Origin of the sequence: Chromobacterium sp. ATCC 53434 (genome assembly GCF_002848345.1) — a bacterium.
GTDB lineage: Bacteria > Pseudomonadota > Gammaproteobacteria > Burkholderiales > Chromobacteriaceae > Chromobacterium.
In genome coordinates this window covers 3,371,930-3,387,641 of the sequence record NZ_CP025429.1, presented here as the reverse complement: position 1 = coordinate 3,387,641, position 15,712 = coordinate 3,371,930, and the positions used below count along the sequence as shown (strand labels likewise).

Here is a 15,712-nt window from a genome sequence, read left to right as displayed (position 1 = left end):
GAAACGGCGGGGAGGAGGGGGTGAAAAAATGGACAATGCTGATTGTCTGACACTAAACCATGATTTGTCGGATGCTTTTTGTACGCCGGTGTCGCAAACAGGATAGTGACTTCTCGTCAGCTTCCTTTAGAATCGATCGAGCATGTAAAAACAGCCGCGCGGAAAAAGCGCTGGCGCAAGACAGAACAAGGAAGGAAAACCATCAATGAGCAATTCGGTAAGCCGCGCTGATTTCGACCAGGTCATGGTGCCCAATTACGGCCCGGCCGGTTTCATCCCGGTACGAGGCGAAGGTTCCCGCGTCTGGGACCAGGACGGTCGCGAATTCGTCGACCTGGCCGGCGGCATCGCCGTCAACGCGCTGGGTCATTGCCATCCGGAACTGGTGGCCGCGCTGACCGAGCAGGCGAACAAGCTGTGGCATGTGTCCAATGTGTTCACCAACGAGCCGGCGCTGAAGCTGGCCAGCCTGCTGGTGGAGAAGACCTTCGCCGATCGCGTGTTCTTCTGCAACTCCGGCGGCGAGGCCAACGAGGCCGCGTTCAAGCTGGCGCGCAAATACGCGTACGACAACTTCGGCCCGGACAAGAACCAGATCCTGTCCTGCGTCAATTCCTTCCACGGCCGCACGCTGTTCACCGTCAGCGTCGGCGGCCAGCCCAAGTACACCGAAGGCTTCGGCCCGGTGCCCGGCGGCATCGCCCACTTCGAGTTCAACGACATCGAGTCGCTGAAGGCGGCGATCTCCGACAAGACCTGTGCGGTGGTCATCGAGCCCATCCAGGGCGAGAGCGGCGTGCTGCCGGCGGATCCGGCATTCCTGAAGGCCGCGCGCGAGCTGTGCGACAAGCACAACGCGCTGTTGGTCTTCGACGAGGTGCAGAGCGGCATGGGCCGCACCGGCGCGCTGTACGCCTATCAGCAGTACGGCGTGATGCCGGACATCCTGTCGTCGGCCAAGGGCATAGGCGGCGGCTTCCCGATCGGCGCGATGCTGACCACCGAAAAAGTGGCCAAGAGCTTCGGCATCGGCAGCCACGGCTCCACCTACGGCGGCAACCCGCTGGCCTGCGCGGTCGCGCACAAGGTGGTGTCCATCATCAGCTCGCCCGAGGTGCTCGCCGGCGTCGAGGCCCGTCATCAGCGTCTGGTGGCCGGCCTGGAGGCGATCAACGCCAAGCACAAGGTGTTCAAGCTGGTGCGCGGCAAGGGCCTGCTGATCGGTTGCGTGCTGACCGACGAATACAACGGCCGCGCCCGCGAATTCCTGAAGGCCGCCGAGAAGCGGCAGTTGATGATTTTGGTGGCCGGCCTCAGCGTGCTGCGCCTGGCGCCGTCGCTGGTGATCAGCGACGCCGACATCGACGAGGGCCTGCAGCGCCTCGACGCCGCCATCGCCGACCTGTTGTCCGGCCAGTAAGGCCGAGCCGCGCGCCTATCTAGCGGGCGCGCGGCTGGTTTCGAGCAATCCCGATTCCATCGCCACGACCCCGCCTCCGGCCGGGTCGCGGCTGCGGCTGCGCCCGATTCGGCGCCGGCGCAGCACAACCAGGGAGGAGTTCCCATGTTTACCGTGCGTCCCGTCCGCACCTCGGACCTGCCCGCGATAGAGCGGCTGGCCAAGGCCAGCGGCATCGGCGTCACCAGCCTGCCGAGCAACCGCGAGAAACTGTTCGAGCGCATCCGGCAATCGGTCGACGCCTTCGAGCATGAAGCCACCGGCGACGCCGGCAGCGAATACTATATGTTCGTGCTGGAGCATGGCGGCGCCGTGGTCGGCACCGCGTCTATCTGCGCGTCGGCCGGTTTCGACCAGCCGTTCTACAGCTACCGCAGCGAGACTGCGGTGCACGCCTCCCGCGCGCTGAAGGTCAACAACCGCATCCATGTGCTGAACATCTGCCACGATCTGACCGGCACCGTGCAGCTGTGCGGCTTCTTTGTCGACGGCGGCCTGGAGCCGATCGCCGCCGAATTGATGTCGCGGGCCCGGCTGCTGTTCATCGCCGGCGAACGCGAGCGCTTCGGCCGCCGCATCATCGCCGAGATGCAGGGCATACACGACGACGCCGGCCAGTCGCCGTTCTGGAACGCGATCGGCCGCCGCTTCTTCAATATGGATTTCCTGCAGGTGGAGCAGGCCTTCGTCAGCCACAGCAAGACCTTCATCGCCGAATTGATGCCCAGCTATCCGATCTACGTCCCGCTGCTGCCGGACGAGGCGCAGCAGGCGATAGGCCAGATCCATCCGCACTTCGAGCGCGTGTGCCGGCTGCTGTGCCACGAGGGCTTCGAGGCCGACAACTATCTGGACATCTTCGACGGCGGCGCGGTGCTGACCGCCGAGCTGGACCGACTGAAGACGGTGGAGCACAGCGGCGTCTACCCGGTGGAAGTGCAGGCCAGCCTGCCGGCCCAGGCCGCGCCGCAGTTGCTCGGCAATCAGCGTCTGGCCGGCTTCGCCGCCACCATTGCCCGCGTCGCGGTGGTGGACGGCGTGGCCTTCATCAACCCGGACGCGGCCAAGGCCTTGGGCGTGACCAGCGGCGACGCGGTGCGCGTCGCCGGCCTGCAGCAAGCGTGAGGAGAGAGGCGATGATGTTTATCCGTCCCGTTGAACACAAGGACCTCGACGGCCTGATGCATTTGGCGAAGAGCGCCGGCATCGGCATGACTTCGCTGCCGGTGAACGAGGAGAGGCTGTCGCGCAAGATCGGCCGCTCGGTGCTGTCCTTCGCCGGCGAGCTTGATCGCGCCGACCACGGCTACGTCTTCGTGCTGGAAGACGGCGAAACCGGCAAGGTGGCCGGCATCTGCGCGATCGAGGCCGCCGTCGGCCTGAAGGAGCCCTGGTACAACTACCGCGTCGGCACCATCGTCCATGCGTCGGAAGAGCTGGGCGTTTATTCCCGTCACGAGACGCTGTTCCTGTCCAACGACCACACCGGCTATTCCGAGCTGTGCAGCCTGTTCGTCCATCCGGACTACCGCGTCAACCGCAACGGCGGCCTGCTGTCCAAGAGCCGCTTCCTGTTCCTGGCGCAGTTCCCGCAGCTGTTCGGCAAGATGGTGGTGGCCGAAATGCGCGGCGTGTCCGACGAGGCCGGCCGCTCGCCGTTCTGGGAGGCGCTGGGCCGCCACTTCTTCTCCATCGATTTCGCCAAGGCCGACTATCTGACCGGCGTCGGCCAGAAGGCCTTCGTCGCCGAGCTGATGCCCAAGCACCCGGTCTATGTCGACTTCCTGCCGCCGGACGCGCAGGCGGTGATAGGCCAGACCCACGAGGGCACCCGCCCGGCGGTGGCCCTGCTGGAGTCCGAGGGCTTCCGCTACGAGGGTTATGTCGACATCTTCGACGCCGGCCCGACGATACAGGCCTATACCAGCGACATCCGCGCGGTGAAGGAAAGCCAGCGGCTGCCGGCGCGCGTCGTCGACCCGCTGCCGGCCGGCGAGCGGGAGTGCTATCTGGTCTGCAACGACTCGCTGCACGGCTTCCGCGCGGTGCTGGCGGAGTCGGTGCGGCCGCAGGGCGAGTTCAGCCTGACGCCGGATCTGGCGCGGGCGCTCAATGTACAGGACGGAGACAGCGTGCGTTGCGTGACCCTGTCGCCGAAGGAGGCAGTGTAATGAGCAGTCTGTTCATCGATGGCAAGTGGCTGGCCGGCGACGGCGAGGCGCTGGCCAAGACCAATCCGGCCGACAACGCGCCGTTGTGGCAGGGCCGCGCCGCGAGCGCCAGCCAGGTGGACGCCGCCGCGCGCGCCGCCCGCGCCGCCTTCCCGGCCTGGGCCCGGATGGGGCTGGACGCGCGCGCAGCCGTCGTGCGCCGTTTCGGCGAGTTGCTGACCGAGCGCAAGGCCGGGCTGGCCCGCGTCATCGCGCAGGAAACCGGCAAGCCGCTGTGGGAGGCGACGACCGAAGTCACCACCATGGTCGGCAAGATCGAGATCTCGCTGAAGGCGCTGGCCGACCGCACCGGCGAGCGCGCCGCGGCGATGGGCGACGCCCAGGCGGTGCTGCGCCACAAGCCGCACGGCGTGGTCGCGGTGTTCGGCCCGTACAACTTCCCCGGCCACCTGCCGAACGGCCACATCGTGCCGGCGCTGCTGGCCGGCAACGCGGTGATCTTCAAGCCGTCGGAGCTGACGCCGTGGACCGCCGAGGAAACGGTGAAACTGTGGGCCGAGGCAGGCCTGCCGGCCGGCGTCATCGGCCTGCTGCAGGGCGCGAAGGATACAGGTGTCGCGCTGGCCGGCCATGACGGCATCGACGGCCTGTTCTTCACCGGCAGCTCCGCCACCGGCGCGCTGCTGCACAAACAGTTCTCAGGCCGCCCGGACAAGATCCTGGCGCTGGAAATGGGCGGCAACAATCCGTTGATCGTAGGCGAGGTGGCCGATGTCGACGGCGCCGTGCACCACGTGATCCAGTCCGCCTTCGTCTCGGCCGGCCAGCGCTGCACCTGCGCGCGCCGCCTGCTGGCGCCGCAAGGCGAGTGGGGCGACGCCTTCGTCGCCCGCCTGGTCGAGGTGGCCGGCAGGCTGCGCGTCGGCAAGTTCGACGCCGAGCCGGCGCCCTTCCTGGGCGCGGTGATCTCCAACGCCGCCGCCGACACGCTGCTGAAGGCGCAGGACGCGCTGCTGGCCGCCGGCGGCAAGACGCTGCTGGCGATGCGCAGGCTGGAGGAGGGCGCGGCGATGCTGACGCCGGGCATCATCGACACCACGGCCGTCGCCCGTCCGGACGAGGAGTTCTTCGGTCCGCTGTTGCAGGTGATCCGCTACGCCGACGTCGACGAGGCCATCGCCGTCGCCAACGACACCCGCTTCGGCCTGGCCGGCGGGGTGCTGTCCGACAGCCGCGAGCTGTACGACCGCTACTGGCTGGAATCGCGCGCCGGCGTGGTCAACTGGAACAAACCGTTGACCGGCGCTGCAAGCAGCCAGCCGTTCGGCGGCATAGGCGCGTCCGGCAACCACCGGCCCAGCGCCTACTACGCGGCCGACTACTGCGCCTATCCAGTGGCGTCCCTGGAGTGCGACAGCCTGACGCTGCCGGCGCAGCTGTCGCCGGGCATGGTGTTTTAAGAGAGCCCCCTCTCCCCCGGCCCCTCTCCCGCAAGGGGAGAGGGGAGAAAATCGGTGCGACGGCAGTCGACCGGCCTCTGTCGAAATTGGACTGGAGGTATCGCGCAAGCCCCTCTCCCCTGGCGGGAGAGGGCTTGGGGAGAGGGGGCGCCAGCCGACAAGGTCTGGCGACAAGGCATGAGCAAGGCGGCAAGACGGGACGGTTCGGCGGATCGCCCCGCCATCAAGACGGATAGAGGCAACAGAGGTTTCTCACATGAATGCCTATGAAGTGAATTTCGACGGCCTGGTCGGCCCGACGCACAACTACAGCGGCTTGTCCTTCGGCAATGTCGCGTCCACCAACAATGTCAGCGCGGCGTCCAACCCGAAGCTGGCGGCCAAGCAGGGCCTGCAGAAGATGAAGGCGCTGCACGACCTGGGCTTCAAGCAGGGCGTGCTGGCGCCGCAGGAGCGGCCCGACGTGGCGTCCTTGCGCCGGCTGGGCTTCGCCGGCAGCGACGCCGAGGTGATCGCGGCGGCGGCCAAGGAGGCGCCAGCGATGCTGGCGGCGGCGACGTCCGCGTCCAGCATGTGGACTGCCAACGCGGCCACGGTCAGTCCGTCGGCCGACACCGCCGACGGCCGCGTGCATTTCACGCCGGCCAATCTGAACAACAAATTCCACCGCTCGATCGAGCATCCGACAACCGGCCGCGTGCTGCGGGCGATGTTCGCCGACGAGGCGCGCTTCGCCGTGCACGAGGCGCTGCCGGCGCAGATGCACTTCGGCGACGAGGGCGCGGCCAATCACACCCGTTTCTGCGCCGGCTACGGTCAGCCGGGCGTCGAGTTCTTCGTGTTCGGCGCGGCGGCCTTCGACAGCCGCTATCCGAAGCCGGCCAAGTTTCCGGCGCGGCAGACGCTGGAGGCCAGCCGGGCGGTGGCCAGGCTGCACGGCCTGGCCGAGCCCGGCGTCGTCTACGCGCAGCAGGACCCGGACACCATAGACGCCGGCGTCTTCCACAACGACGTGATCTCGGTCGGCAACGGCGAAGTGCTGTTCCACCACCAACAGGCCTTCCTGAACCAGGCCGAGGTGCTGGACGAGCTCGCCCGCAAGCTGGCGGCGCGCGGCGGCCGCTTCGCCGCCATCGAGGTGCCGCGCGCCGAGGTGACGGTGGAGGAGGCGGTGAAGAGCTATCTGTTCAACAGCCAGCTGCTCTCCAAGGCGGACGGCAAGATGCTGATCGTGGTGCCGGAAGAGTGCCGCAACAGCGAGCGGGTGTGGAGCTATCTGCAGAAGCTCGTCGCCGGCGGCGGCCCGATCGACGAGGTCAGGGCCTTCGATCTGAAGCAGAGCATGCAGAACGGCGGCGGTCCAGCCTGCCTGCGCTTGCGCGTCGCGCTGAACGAGGCCGAGCTGGCGGCGGTGAATCCCGGGGTATTGATGAGCGACGCGCTGTTCGCGACGCTGAACGACTGGGTGGAACGCCATTACCGCGACCGGCTGGCGCCGGCCGATCTGGCCGATCCGCAGCTATTGAACGAATGCCGCGGCGCGCTGGACGAATTGACCCGCATCCTGGGCCTGGGCAAGGTCTATCCGTTCCAGCTGGCCTGAGCCCGGTCCGCCGTTTCATTCAAGCCCGTTCCGGCCCGCGCCGGGACGGGCTTTTTCATTGTTCCGGCCCATCGCTGTTAACAAACTTGGCGTACCGTCATTCCAGACGGGGGCTATGTTGAAAATTGGCATGGTTGTTGCATATCGGCAGCGTTGTGTGGTGGAAGTCGCCAGCGTCGGTTCGGGCGTGCTGCAGAATTTTTTAATATTCGAAGTCAGCGAATTAATGGATAGCAATTGGTACTGTAGATTGTATGCAAATGAACGATACTCATCGTCGATTGTTCACAATGCATGCCGAGACTATCGGTTGAATGTTCGCATGTGAATAAAAGTGATGGAGAGTATGACCAAAATGTGAAAGCGGTAAGGAAAGGGAAAGACTTTTGCCAATACTGGTCTCTATAAAAATTCGATCTGGAGATTTGTCCTAAAAAGTCTTAAAAATCAATTAGATGATTTGAAAATAAATGCTTTACGGTGCTCGGTTTTTTTGGCGGTATGCGTAATTGACAGTCGATTGGATACATGGTGATAATCGGTTCGCCTGTCGGACAGAAGCCAAGGAAAAGGCTCGCCGCAGGTAGATAAAACAGGCAGCAGTCAACAAGAGGTAACACCTCGCCAAGCTGCCGGTCGACAATCAGAGGAGATCTCCAAACGTGGACATTTTTCTGCAACAAATCCTGAACGGTCTCGTTCTGGGTAGCATCTACGCGCTGATCGCGCTGGGCTACACCATGGTGTACGGGATCATGGGGCTGATCAACTTCGCCCATGGCGAAGTGGTGATGTTCGGCGCCATGGTCACCATCACCGTCGTCAATGCGCTGATGGGCGCCGGCGTCAATCTGCCGGGGCCGGCGCTGGTGCTGATCGGCATGCTGGTGGCGATTCCGGCCTGCATGCTGCTGGGCTTCACCATCGAGCGCATCGCCTACCGCCCGCTGCGCGGCAAGCAGCGGCTGGCGCCGCTGATCACCGCGATCGGCATGTCCATCGTGCTGCAGCAGGTGGCCATCCTGATCTGGGGCCGCAACTACATCCCGTTCCCGTCCATCATCGATCACGACGTCGTGACCGTCTTCGGCGCCAGCATCACCAAGCTGCAGATCCTGATCATCGTGCTGTGCCTGGCCATCATGGCCGGCCTGCTGCTGATGGTGGAGAAGACCAAGCTTGGCCGCGCGATGCGCGCCACCAGCCAGAACCCGGCGGTGGCCGGCCTGATGGGCGTCAACGTCAACACCATCATCTCCGCGACCTTCGTCATCGGCTCCGGCCTCGGCGCCATCGCCGGCGTGATGGTGGCCACCAACTACGAGCAGGCCCACTACTACATGGGCTTCATGATAGGCCTGAAGGCGTTCACCGCCGCGGTGCTCGGCGGCATCGGCAATCTGGGCGGCGCGGTCGCCGGCGGCCTGCTGCTCGGCATCATCGAGAGCCTGGGCGCCGGTTATATCGGCACGCTGACCGGAGGCTTCCTCGGCTCCAACTACCAGGACATCATCGCCTTCATCGTGCTGATCGTGGTGTTGATCTTCCGCCCGTCCGGCCTGCTCGGCGAAAAAATGGCCGATCGCGCCTGATCCGGAGAGAAAGACATGAATCTGAATACTCTGGATACCAACAAGAAGATGGGTCTGTTCGCCCTCAGCGCCATCGCGCTCTTGGTGCTGCCCTTCGTCGTCGGCGGCGCGCTGGGCAATTCCTGGGTGCGCATCGTCGACTTCGCGCTGCTGTACGTGATGCTGGCGCTGGGCCTGAACATCGTCGTCGGTTTCGCCGGCCTGCTGGACCTGGGCTTCATCGCCTTCTACGCGATCGGCGCCTATACCTACGCCTTGCTCAGCTCCCCGCACTTCGACATCCACTGGCTGTTCTTCCTGACCATTCCGCTGGGCGCCGCCTGCGCGTCGCTGGGTGGGGTGCTGCTGGGCACGCCGGTGCTGAAGCTGAAGGGGGACTACCTGGCCATCGTGACCTTGGGCTTCGGCGAGATCGTGCGCATCTTCATGAACAACCTGAACTCGCCGGTCAACATCACCAACGGTCCGCAGGGCATCAACCTGATCGACCCGATCCACATCGGCGGCGCGTCGCTGGGCCAGACCATCGAGCTGTTCGGCCTGAGCTTCCACAGCGTCTATCTGTACTACTACCTGTTCCTGGCGCTGACCGTGCTGGTGGTGATCATGGCCTGGCGCCTGCAGCACTCCCGCATCGGCCGCGCCTGGGTGGCCCTGCGCGAGGACGACATCGCCGCCGCGGCGATGGGCATCAACATCCGCAACATCAAGCTCCTGGCCTTCGGCCTGGGCGCCTTGTCCGGCGGCGTGGCCGGCGGCCTGTTCGCCTCCTTCCAGGGCTTCGTGTCGCCGGAATCATTCAGCCTGCTGGAGTCCATCATGATCCTGGCGATGATCGTGCTGGGCGGCATGGGCCACATTCCGGGCGTGATACTCGGCGCCGTGGTGCTGACCATCGCGCCGGAAATCCTGCGCGACGTGATCGGTCCCTTGCAGATGAAAACCTTCGGCCGGATGATCATCGATCCGGAGAACGCCCGCATGTTGCTGTTCGGCTTGGCCATGGTGGTGATGATGCTGGTCCGCCCGGAAGGGATGTGGCCGTCCAAGCGCCGCAAGGCCGAGTTCCAGCACGCTAAAGAAGCGGCAGCGCAGAAAGGTTAATCATGGCTGAAGTTTTGCTGAAAATAGAAGGCATCCACAAGCGCTTCGGCGGCCTGCACGCGTTGAACGACGTAGGGCTCACCATCAACAAGGGCGAGATCTACGGCCTGATCGGGCCGAACGGCGCCGGCAAGACCACCTTGTTCAATGTGTTGACCGGCCTCTACGTGCCGGACGAGGGGCGTTTCGAGTTCGACGGCCACAATCTGTTCCAGCAGAAGCCGCACGTGGTGGTGGCGGCCGGCATCGCCCGCACCTTCCAGAACATCCGCCTGTTCGCCGAAATGACGGCGCTGGAGAACGTGATGGTGGGGCGTCACATCCGTTCCAAGGCCGGGGCGTTGGGCGCGGTGCTGCGCGACAGGGGCACGATGGCCGAGGAGAGCGCGATCGAGGCCAAGGCCTGGGAGTTGCTGGAATATGTCGGCATCGCCGACGTCGCCCACGAACGGGCCCGCAATCTGTCCTACGGCCACCAGCGCCGCCTGGAGATCGCCCGCGCGCTGGCCACCGAGCCCAAGCTGCTGGCGCTGGACGAGCCGGCTGCCGGCATGAACCCGCGCGAGACCGAAGAGTTGAAGGCGCTGATGAGCAAGATACGCGCCGGCGGCGTCACCGTGCTGTTGATCGAGCACGACGTCAAGCTGATGATGGGTCTGTGCGACCGCATCGCCGTGTTGGACTACGGCAAGAAGATCGCCGAAGGCGTGCCGGACGAGGTGCGCCGTAACCCGAAAGTGATTGAAGCCTACCTGGGAGCGGCCCACGCATGAGCATTCTGGAAGTCAAAGACCTGCAAGTGGCCTATGGCGGCATCAAGGCGGTCAAGGGGATAGATTTTCACATCGACCAGGGCGAGCTGGTGACGCTGATCGGCGCCAACGGCGCCGGCAAGACCACGACGCTGAAGACGCTGGTCGGCATGGTGAAGAAGACCGGCGGCAGCATCGTCTACGACGGCAAGGACGTCGCGTCGATTCCGTCGTACGATTTCGTCCGCCACGGCCTGGCGATGGTGCCCGAGGGCCGCGGCGTGTTCGCCAAGCTGACGGTGGAAGAGAACCTGCAGATGGGCGCCTACTACCGCAACGACAAGGCGGCGATCCAGAGCGAGATCGAGCATGTCTACGAACTGTTCCCGCGGCTGAAGGAGCGCCGCCTGCAGCTGGCCGGCACCTTGTCCGGCGGTGAGCAGCAGATGGTGGCGATGGGCCGCGCGATGCTGTCCAAACCGAAGCTGCTGTTGCTGGACGAGCCGTCGATGGGCCTCGCGCCCATCATCGTCGAGAAGATCTTCGAGATCATCCAGATGGTGTCCAAGCAGGGCGTGACCATGCTGCTGGTCGAGCAGAACGCCAAGCTGGCGCTGGAAGTGTCGCAGCGCGGCTACGTGATGGAGAGTGGCCGCATCACGATGAGCGGCGACGCCAAGGAGCTGCTCAACGACGAGCGGGTCCGCAACGCCTATCTGGGCGAGTAAGACGCTTGGTCCATCCCCCGCCGGCGAGCCGGCGGGGCGCCGCATCGGCCGCCTGTGGGCGGCTTTTTCACGTTCTCATTCTCAAATCTTCGCCTGCTTCAGCATCTTGTCCAGCGTGCCGTCCTGCCGCATCGTCTCCAGCGCGCGGTTGAAGTCGGCTATGCGCTTTTCCGCCTGGGGCTGCCGCCTGGAGATGCCCAGGTGCATCGGGTAGACGACGACGGCCGGCGGCAGCCATTCCAGCTTGCCCGCCAGCGCGGCCTGGCTGCCGCCCAGCAGATAGTTGGCGACGCCGCGGTCTATCAGCGCCAGATCGATGTGATGCGCCGCCAGCTTGGCCAGATTGCTGGCGTCGCTCAGCGTTTCGTCGGTCTTCAAGCCGGCGCGCTCGAAGGCTTCCGAATTGGCGTAGCCGCGCACGGTGCCGACGGTGTAGGACTTCAGGTCAGCCAGCGTCCGGTAGCGTATCGCGTCGCCGCGGCGCTTGAAGAAGCCGATGTGGTTGTCGAGGAAGGCCTGTGAGAACAGGAAGCCGCGCTTGCGCTCCGGCGTCGTCCACAGGCCGACGATGCCGTCCAGGTGGCCGTCGTGGGCCTCGTTGACCGCGCGCGCCCACGGCAGGTAGACGGTTTTGACCGGATAGCCGGCGCGGCGGAAGGCCTCGCGGACGATGGCCACGGCGACGCCGCCGTTGTCCATCCGCGGCGACATGTATGGCGGATATTCGGAGGCGCCCAGCATCAGGGACTCGCCGGCGCAGGCGGCGGCGCAGAAGAAAGCGGACAGTACGAGTGTGCATGCTTGCTGCCAGAGGGCCATGGCTTTCTCCGTAGTCGCCGCCAGGCATGGCGGCCCCTGCTCCGTTGAGTATAACGGCAAACCGATGGCCGGTTCGCATGCGAGCGGTGCACCGGAAGCGGCCGGGTGCGTTAAATGTCATGATCCGGCCGCGAACAGGCTCTTACCCGTTTTAAGGAGAACCGAGTGCCCACCCGGCAAGTTGTTTCCATCGCCGAATCGGTGTTGCTGGCGACGCGCCATCTGGTGCCATTTCAATTGAGGCTGCGGCGGCGGGCGGCGCTCGCGCTGGTCTTGCTGGCCGCCGTGGCCGGCCTGGGGGCCTGGCTGTCCGTCCGCGATGTGATGCAGACGGTCGGGCGCGACGCAGCGCCGTCCATCATTGCCGCGCAGGACATCCGTACCGCGCTGGCCGACGCCCATACCCAGATCGTCAATGTGCTGCTGGCCGGCGAGAGCGACTCCGGACCCAGCGCGCTGGCCTTCCGCCAGTCCATCGCCCAGGCCAACGACCATCTGGTGTCGGCCGCGCAGAACATCACCTACGGCGAGGAGGAGAGGCTGCCGATACTGGCCACGATGGGGCATCTGGCGGAATACCAGCGTCTGATCGGCAGGACGCTGGCGCAACGCGGCGATCCGGCGGCGCTGCTGCAGGCGGACGCGCTGATGCGCGAGCGCATTCTGCCGCAGGCGCGGCAACTGGATCAGACCAATGAGAAGCATCTGAACCAGGCATACGCCGACGAGCGTCGGCTGGCGCGCGGCTGGACCTATCTGTTCGTCGCGACGACGGGGCTGCTGGCCCTGCTGTTGCTGGAGACCCAGTTCTTCCTCGCCCGCCGCTTCCGCCGCAGGCTCAGTCCGGTCTTGCTGGCCGGCCTGCTGGCGATGCTGACGGCCGCCGGCGGCTTTCTGTCCTGTGGCGCCGAGATCGGCCACCAGATGAAGGTGGCGAAGGAGGACGCCTTCGATTCCGTCTATCTGCTGGCGCAGTCCAAGGCCTGGGCCTATCTGGCCAATGCCCAACAGAGCATCTATCTGCTGCTGCCGCCCGGCCGGGACAAGGTGGCGCAGCAGGCGCTGTTCGCCGCCAGCGCCGCCCGATTGTTCCATGGCGAGCCGCCGGCCGACGCGCGGGCCTTCGACGCCAAGCCCGACCGTTTCAGGGACAAGGGCCTGCTCGGGGAGGAGATGGCCAGCATAGACTTCGACGGCGAGGCGTCCAGCGCCGCGGCGGCGCTGCGCGCCTGGGGCGAGTATCTGCGCATCGCGGCCCGCGCCCGCGGACTGGAGGACGCCGGCCGCCATAGCCAGGCGCTGGCCTTGAGCCTGGGCGGCCAGCCGCGACGCGCCGACTGGGCCTTCGACAACTTCATCGAATCGCTGGACCATACCCGCGCGATCAATCAGCAGGCCTTCGACGGCGCCCTGGGCGGCGCGCGGCAGGTGCTGGAGCGGATGTGGAAATGGTTGGCGGCGGCGTTGCTGGCGCCGTTGCTGGCGATGGCGTTCGGGCTGAGGTCCGGAGACGGACCGCCGTCGGCGTGACAAGGCTGGTATCCTGTCGGCATTTCCCGCCTATGGAGGTCAGAGATGGACGGAGCGAGTCTGATGGTGCTGGCGCACCGCTTGCTGGGCGCCTTGCTGTTGCCGCCGATTCTGAATCTGCTGCCCATCGTCGCCGGCGCGATGCTGGTCCGGCGCTGGCAGCATGCCGGCCGGCTGCTGCTGGCCTTCGGCGTGGCGCTGACCTATCTGCTGTCGATTCCGCAGACGGCGATGTGGCTGGCGCAGGGCGTCGAACGCTATCCGGCGCTGCGGCCGGCCGATCTGGCCACGGTCGACGCCATCGTGGTGTTGGGCGGGGGCAAGCGAGAGGCGCCTGAGTTCGACGGCAACGCGCCCGGCGCCGACACGCTGGTCCGGCTGCGCTACGGCGCCTACCTGGCCCGGCACAGCGGCAAGCCGCTGCTGGTAACCGGCGGCGCGCCGATGGGAGGCGAGCCGGAGGCCGAGGTGATGGCGCGGGTGCTTCGCCAAGACTACGGCCTCCATGCGCGCTGGCTGGAGAGCCGCTCCAACACCACGCTGGAAAACGCCAGGCTGTCGGCGGCGATGCTGAAGGCCGACGGCGCGACGCGGATCGCCTTGGTCAGCCAGGGCTGGCATCTGGCGCGCGCGGTGCCGTTTTTCCGGCATCAGGGCCTGCAGGTGTTGCCGGCGCCGACCGCCTTCATACGCTACGACGGCCCTGCGGCCGCCCGCTACATTCCCAGCGGCAGCGCGATGGCCGAATGCCACACGCTGCTGAGGGAGTCGCTGGGCATGCTGTATTACCGCCTGTGGCCGGGCGCCTGAGTGTCGCTTCGGGGCTTTCCCGGCCGATGGACGGCGGCGTGTCCGGACATGTTTATGATCTGTCCGGCAGCGCCGGAGCCGGGCGGCGCGAGCCGGCAAAGAGCTTTACCACGATGGAAACCAGTATCAGCCATGTCGCCAGGCCCGGCAGCATCAGCATGCTGCCCAGGATGACGGCGAGCAGCGACAGCAGCGCCAGCCGTCCCCAGCCGATTTCCGTCAGCCAGGCCACGTACAGCCGCCAGTAGATGGCTATCTTGTGGCGGGCGGCGCCGAGGTCGGCCAAGGCTTCCGAGTGATTTTGCCGGTTCATGCGATTCTCCTGGGTTGGTGTGTACCGTGACTGTAGGTGGCCGCCTGGCGACGCGATATCGGATTGCGACGGAATGCGCGATGCAGGGGATGGAATGGCGATAGGCGCGATGGACGGGAGGCGGGAATGCGGCGAAGGGGCCTGGACGCGTCAGCGTCCAGGCCCCGTTTGCGTTTTAGTCTCGGCGTGTTCCAGCCGTTCCAGACGATAGGCACAACAGCGTGGCGGCGGCGCAGACGCTCAGCACCAGGCCGAGGTTTTGCGCCAGGCCGGCCAGCGCCAGCATCATGCCCAGCAGCAGATAGTAGCTGAGGCCGAACAGCGCGCCGGCCGCGCCTGCCTGCTCGCGGTAATGGCGCAGCGCCTGACTCAGCACATTCGGAATGGCGACGCCGAAGGCGACTACCACGCCGGCGACCGGCAGCAGTATCCACGCCGAATCGCCAAGCAGCCAGGCTGCCAGTCCGGAGGCCAGCGCCAGTCGGCAGGCGGCCCGCAGCAGCCGAGCCGGCTGATATCCGCTTCCCAGCAGCTTGCGGTTCAGTAGGCTGCCCGACAGCGAGGCGGCGGCCAGCGCGGCGCCGGACCAGCCGAACTGGGCGGGACTCCAGCCCAGCCGCTCGAACAGGAAGGGCGCCAGGCTGTAGTAGCTGAACAGCATCGCGTTGAACAGCGCCACCAGCATCGCGTTGCGCCACAGTTCGGCGTCGCGCAGCATCCGGCCGGCGAGCCGCGCCATATCGGGACGGACCGTGCCGAGCGGGCGGGTTTCCGGCAGCCGCAGCGCCGTCAGCGCCAATAGCGCGAAGGCGAGCAGCAGCAGCGCTGTGAACACGCCGCGGTGGCCGAAATGGCCGGCCAGCCAGCCGCCGCTGAGCAGGCCCAGCACCGGGCTCAGCGCCAGCGCCGCGCCTATCAGCGAAAATACGCGCGCCAGCCGGACAGAGTCGTAGCTGTCGCGCAACATGGTCTGCACCACCACCGAGCCGGCCGCCGCGCCCAGCGCGGAAATCGTCCGGGCCAGCAACAGCGTGTCGAAATCGGCGGCGACCAGCGCCAGCGCGGAGCCGGCGCCATAGCAGGCCAGACCCAGCAGCATCGCCGGACGGCGGCCGAGAACGTCGCTGAGCCAGCCCCACAGCGCGACGCCGGCGGCGAAGGCCACGAAGTAGATCGACAGCGTCTGCGAGGCGCGCGCCTGGCTGACGCCGAAGGCGGCGGCGATGTCGGTCAGCGCCGGGCTGTAGATGGTTTCCACCAGTTGCGGGAACAGGATCAGCACCGTCAGCAGCCACAGCGCCGGACGGGTCGTCGTTTTCATTGTTTTTTCCTTTCTTTCTTGACGATGCCCAGTCTAGAGAAAGCGGTTTT

Annotated in this window: 14 protein-coding genes; 11 read left to right on the top strand and 3 right to left on the bottom strand. The window is 66.1% G+C overall.

Annotated elements, in window-relative coordinates:
- Positions 1–205 precede the first annotated feature (205 nt).
- The 9 genes from CXB49_RS15035 (at position 206) to CXB49_RS14995 (ending at position 10,869) form a co-directional block, all read left to right on the top strand.
- Entirely contained in the window at positions 206–1,420 is a 1,215-nt protein-coding gene (locus tag CXB49_RS15035; RefSeq protein WP_101709161.1) for an aspartate aminotransferase family protein, read from the top strand.
- Between the two features lie 144 nt (positions 1,421–1,564).
- The gene (gene aruF / locus CXB49_RS15030; RefSeq protein ID WP_101709160.1) at positions 1,565–2,584 is read left to right on the top strand and encodes an arginine/ornithine succinyltransferase subunit alpha; all 1,020 of its coding nucleotides are present in this window, start codon (positions 1,565–1,567) and stop codon (positions 2,582–2,584) included.
- An 11-nt stretch (positions 2,585–2,595) separates the two neighbouring features.
- On the top strand, positions 2,596–3,630 hold the full coding sequence (astA, locus tag CXB49_RS15025) for an arginine N-succinyltransferase (RefSeq protein WP_101709159.1): 1,035 nt from the start codon (positions 2,596–2,598) through the stop codon (positions 3,628–3,630).
- On the top strand, positions 3,630–5,090 hold the full coding sequence (gene astD / locus CXB49_RS15020; RefSeq protein WP_101709158.1) for a succinylglutamate-semialdehyde dehydrogenase: 1,461 nt from the start codon (positions 3,630–3,632) through the stop codon (positions 5,088–5,090). Before astA ends, astD begins: the two co-directional genes overlap by 1 nt.
- Before the next feature lie 256 nt (positions 5,091–5,346).
- The gene (gene astB, locus CXB49_RS15015; protein WP_101709157.1) at positions 5,347–6,693 is read left to right on the top strand and encodes an N-succinylarginine dihydrolase; all 1,347 of its coding nucleotides are present in this window, start codon (positions 5,347–5,349) and stop codon (positions 6,691–6,693) included.
- 662 nt (positions 6,694–7,355) lie between these two features.
- On the top strand, positions 7,356–8,285 hold the full coding sequence (locus CXB49_RS15010; RefSeq protein ID WP_101709156.1) for a branched-chain amino acid ABC transporter permease: 930 nt from the start codon (positions 7,356–7,358) through the stop codon (positions 8,283–8,285).
- A 15-nt stretch (positions 8,286–8,300) separates the two neighbouring features.
- Positions 8,301–9,389 (top strand): ABC transporter ATP-binding protein, encoded by a 1,089-nt coding sequence (locus tag CXB49_RS15005; protein ID WP_101709155.1) that lies wholly within the window; start codon positions 8,301–8,303, stop codon positions 9,387–9,389.
- A 2-nt stretch (positions 9,390–9,391) separates the two neighbouring features.
- A complete protein-coding gene (locus CXB49_RS15000) occupies positions 9,392–10,162 on the top strand; it encodes an ABC transporter ATP-binding protein (protein ID WP_101709154.1) in 771 nt (256 codons plus the stop codon).
- Positions 10,159–10,869, top strand: coding sequence for an ABC transporter ATP-binding protein (locus tag CXB49_RS14995; protein ID WP_101709153.1), 711 nt, complete (start codon positions 10,159–10,161; stop codon positions 10,867–10,869). The genes CXB49_RS15000 and CXB49_RS14995 overlap by 4 nt, the downstream gene beginning before the upstream one ends.
- An 81-nt stretch (positions 10,870–10,950) precedes the next feature.
- On the opposite strand, the gene CXB49_RS14990 is transcribed toward CXB49_RS14995, so the two are convergent.
- Positions 10,951–11,688, bottom strand: coding sequence for an ABC transporter substrate-binding protein (locus tag CXB49_RS14990; RefSeq protein WP_101709152.1), 738 nt, complete (start codon positions 11,686–11,688; stop codon positions 10,951–10,953).
- Positions 11,689–11,853: 165 nt separating this feature from the next.
- Between CXB49_RS14990 and CXB49_RS14985 the strand changes: the two genes are divergently transcribed.
- Both CXB49_RS14985 and CXB49_RS14980 read left to right on the top strand, forming a co-directional pair.
- Complete coding sequence (locus CXB49_RS14985) at positions 11,854–13,218, top strand: hypothetical protein (RefSeq protein WP_101709151.1); 1,365 nt, start codon at positions 11,854–11,856, stop codon at positions 13,216–13,218.
- Between the two features lie 45 nt (positions 13,219–13,263).
- Positions 13,264–14,028, top strand: coding sequence for a YdcF family protein (locus CXB49_RS14980; protein ID WP_101709150.1), 765 nt, complete (start codon positions 13,264–13,266; stop codon positions 14,026–14,028).
- Between the two features lie 52 nt (positions 14,029–14,080).
- On the opposite strand, the gene CXB49_RS14975 is transcribed toward CXB49_RS14980, so the two are convergent.
- Both CXB49_RS14975 and CXB49_RS14970 read right to left on the bottom strand, forming a co-directional pair.
- Positions 14,081–14,341 (bottom strand): hypothetical protein, encoded by a 261-nt coding sequence (locus CXB49_RS14975; RefSeq protein ID WP_101709149.1) that lies wholly within the window; start codon positions 14,339–14,341, stop codon positions 14,081–14,083.
- Between the two features lie 175 nt (positions 14,342–14,516).
- Positions 14,517–15,662, bottom strand: coding sequence for a multidrug effflux MFS transporter (locus tag CXB49_RS14970; RefSeq protein ID WP_101709148.1), 1,146 nt, complete (start codon positions 15,660–15,662; stop codon positions 14,517–14,519).
- Positions 15,663–15,712 lie beyond the last annotated feature (50 nt).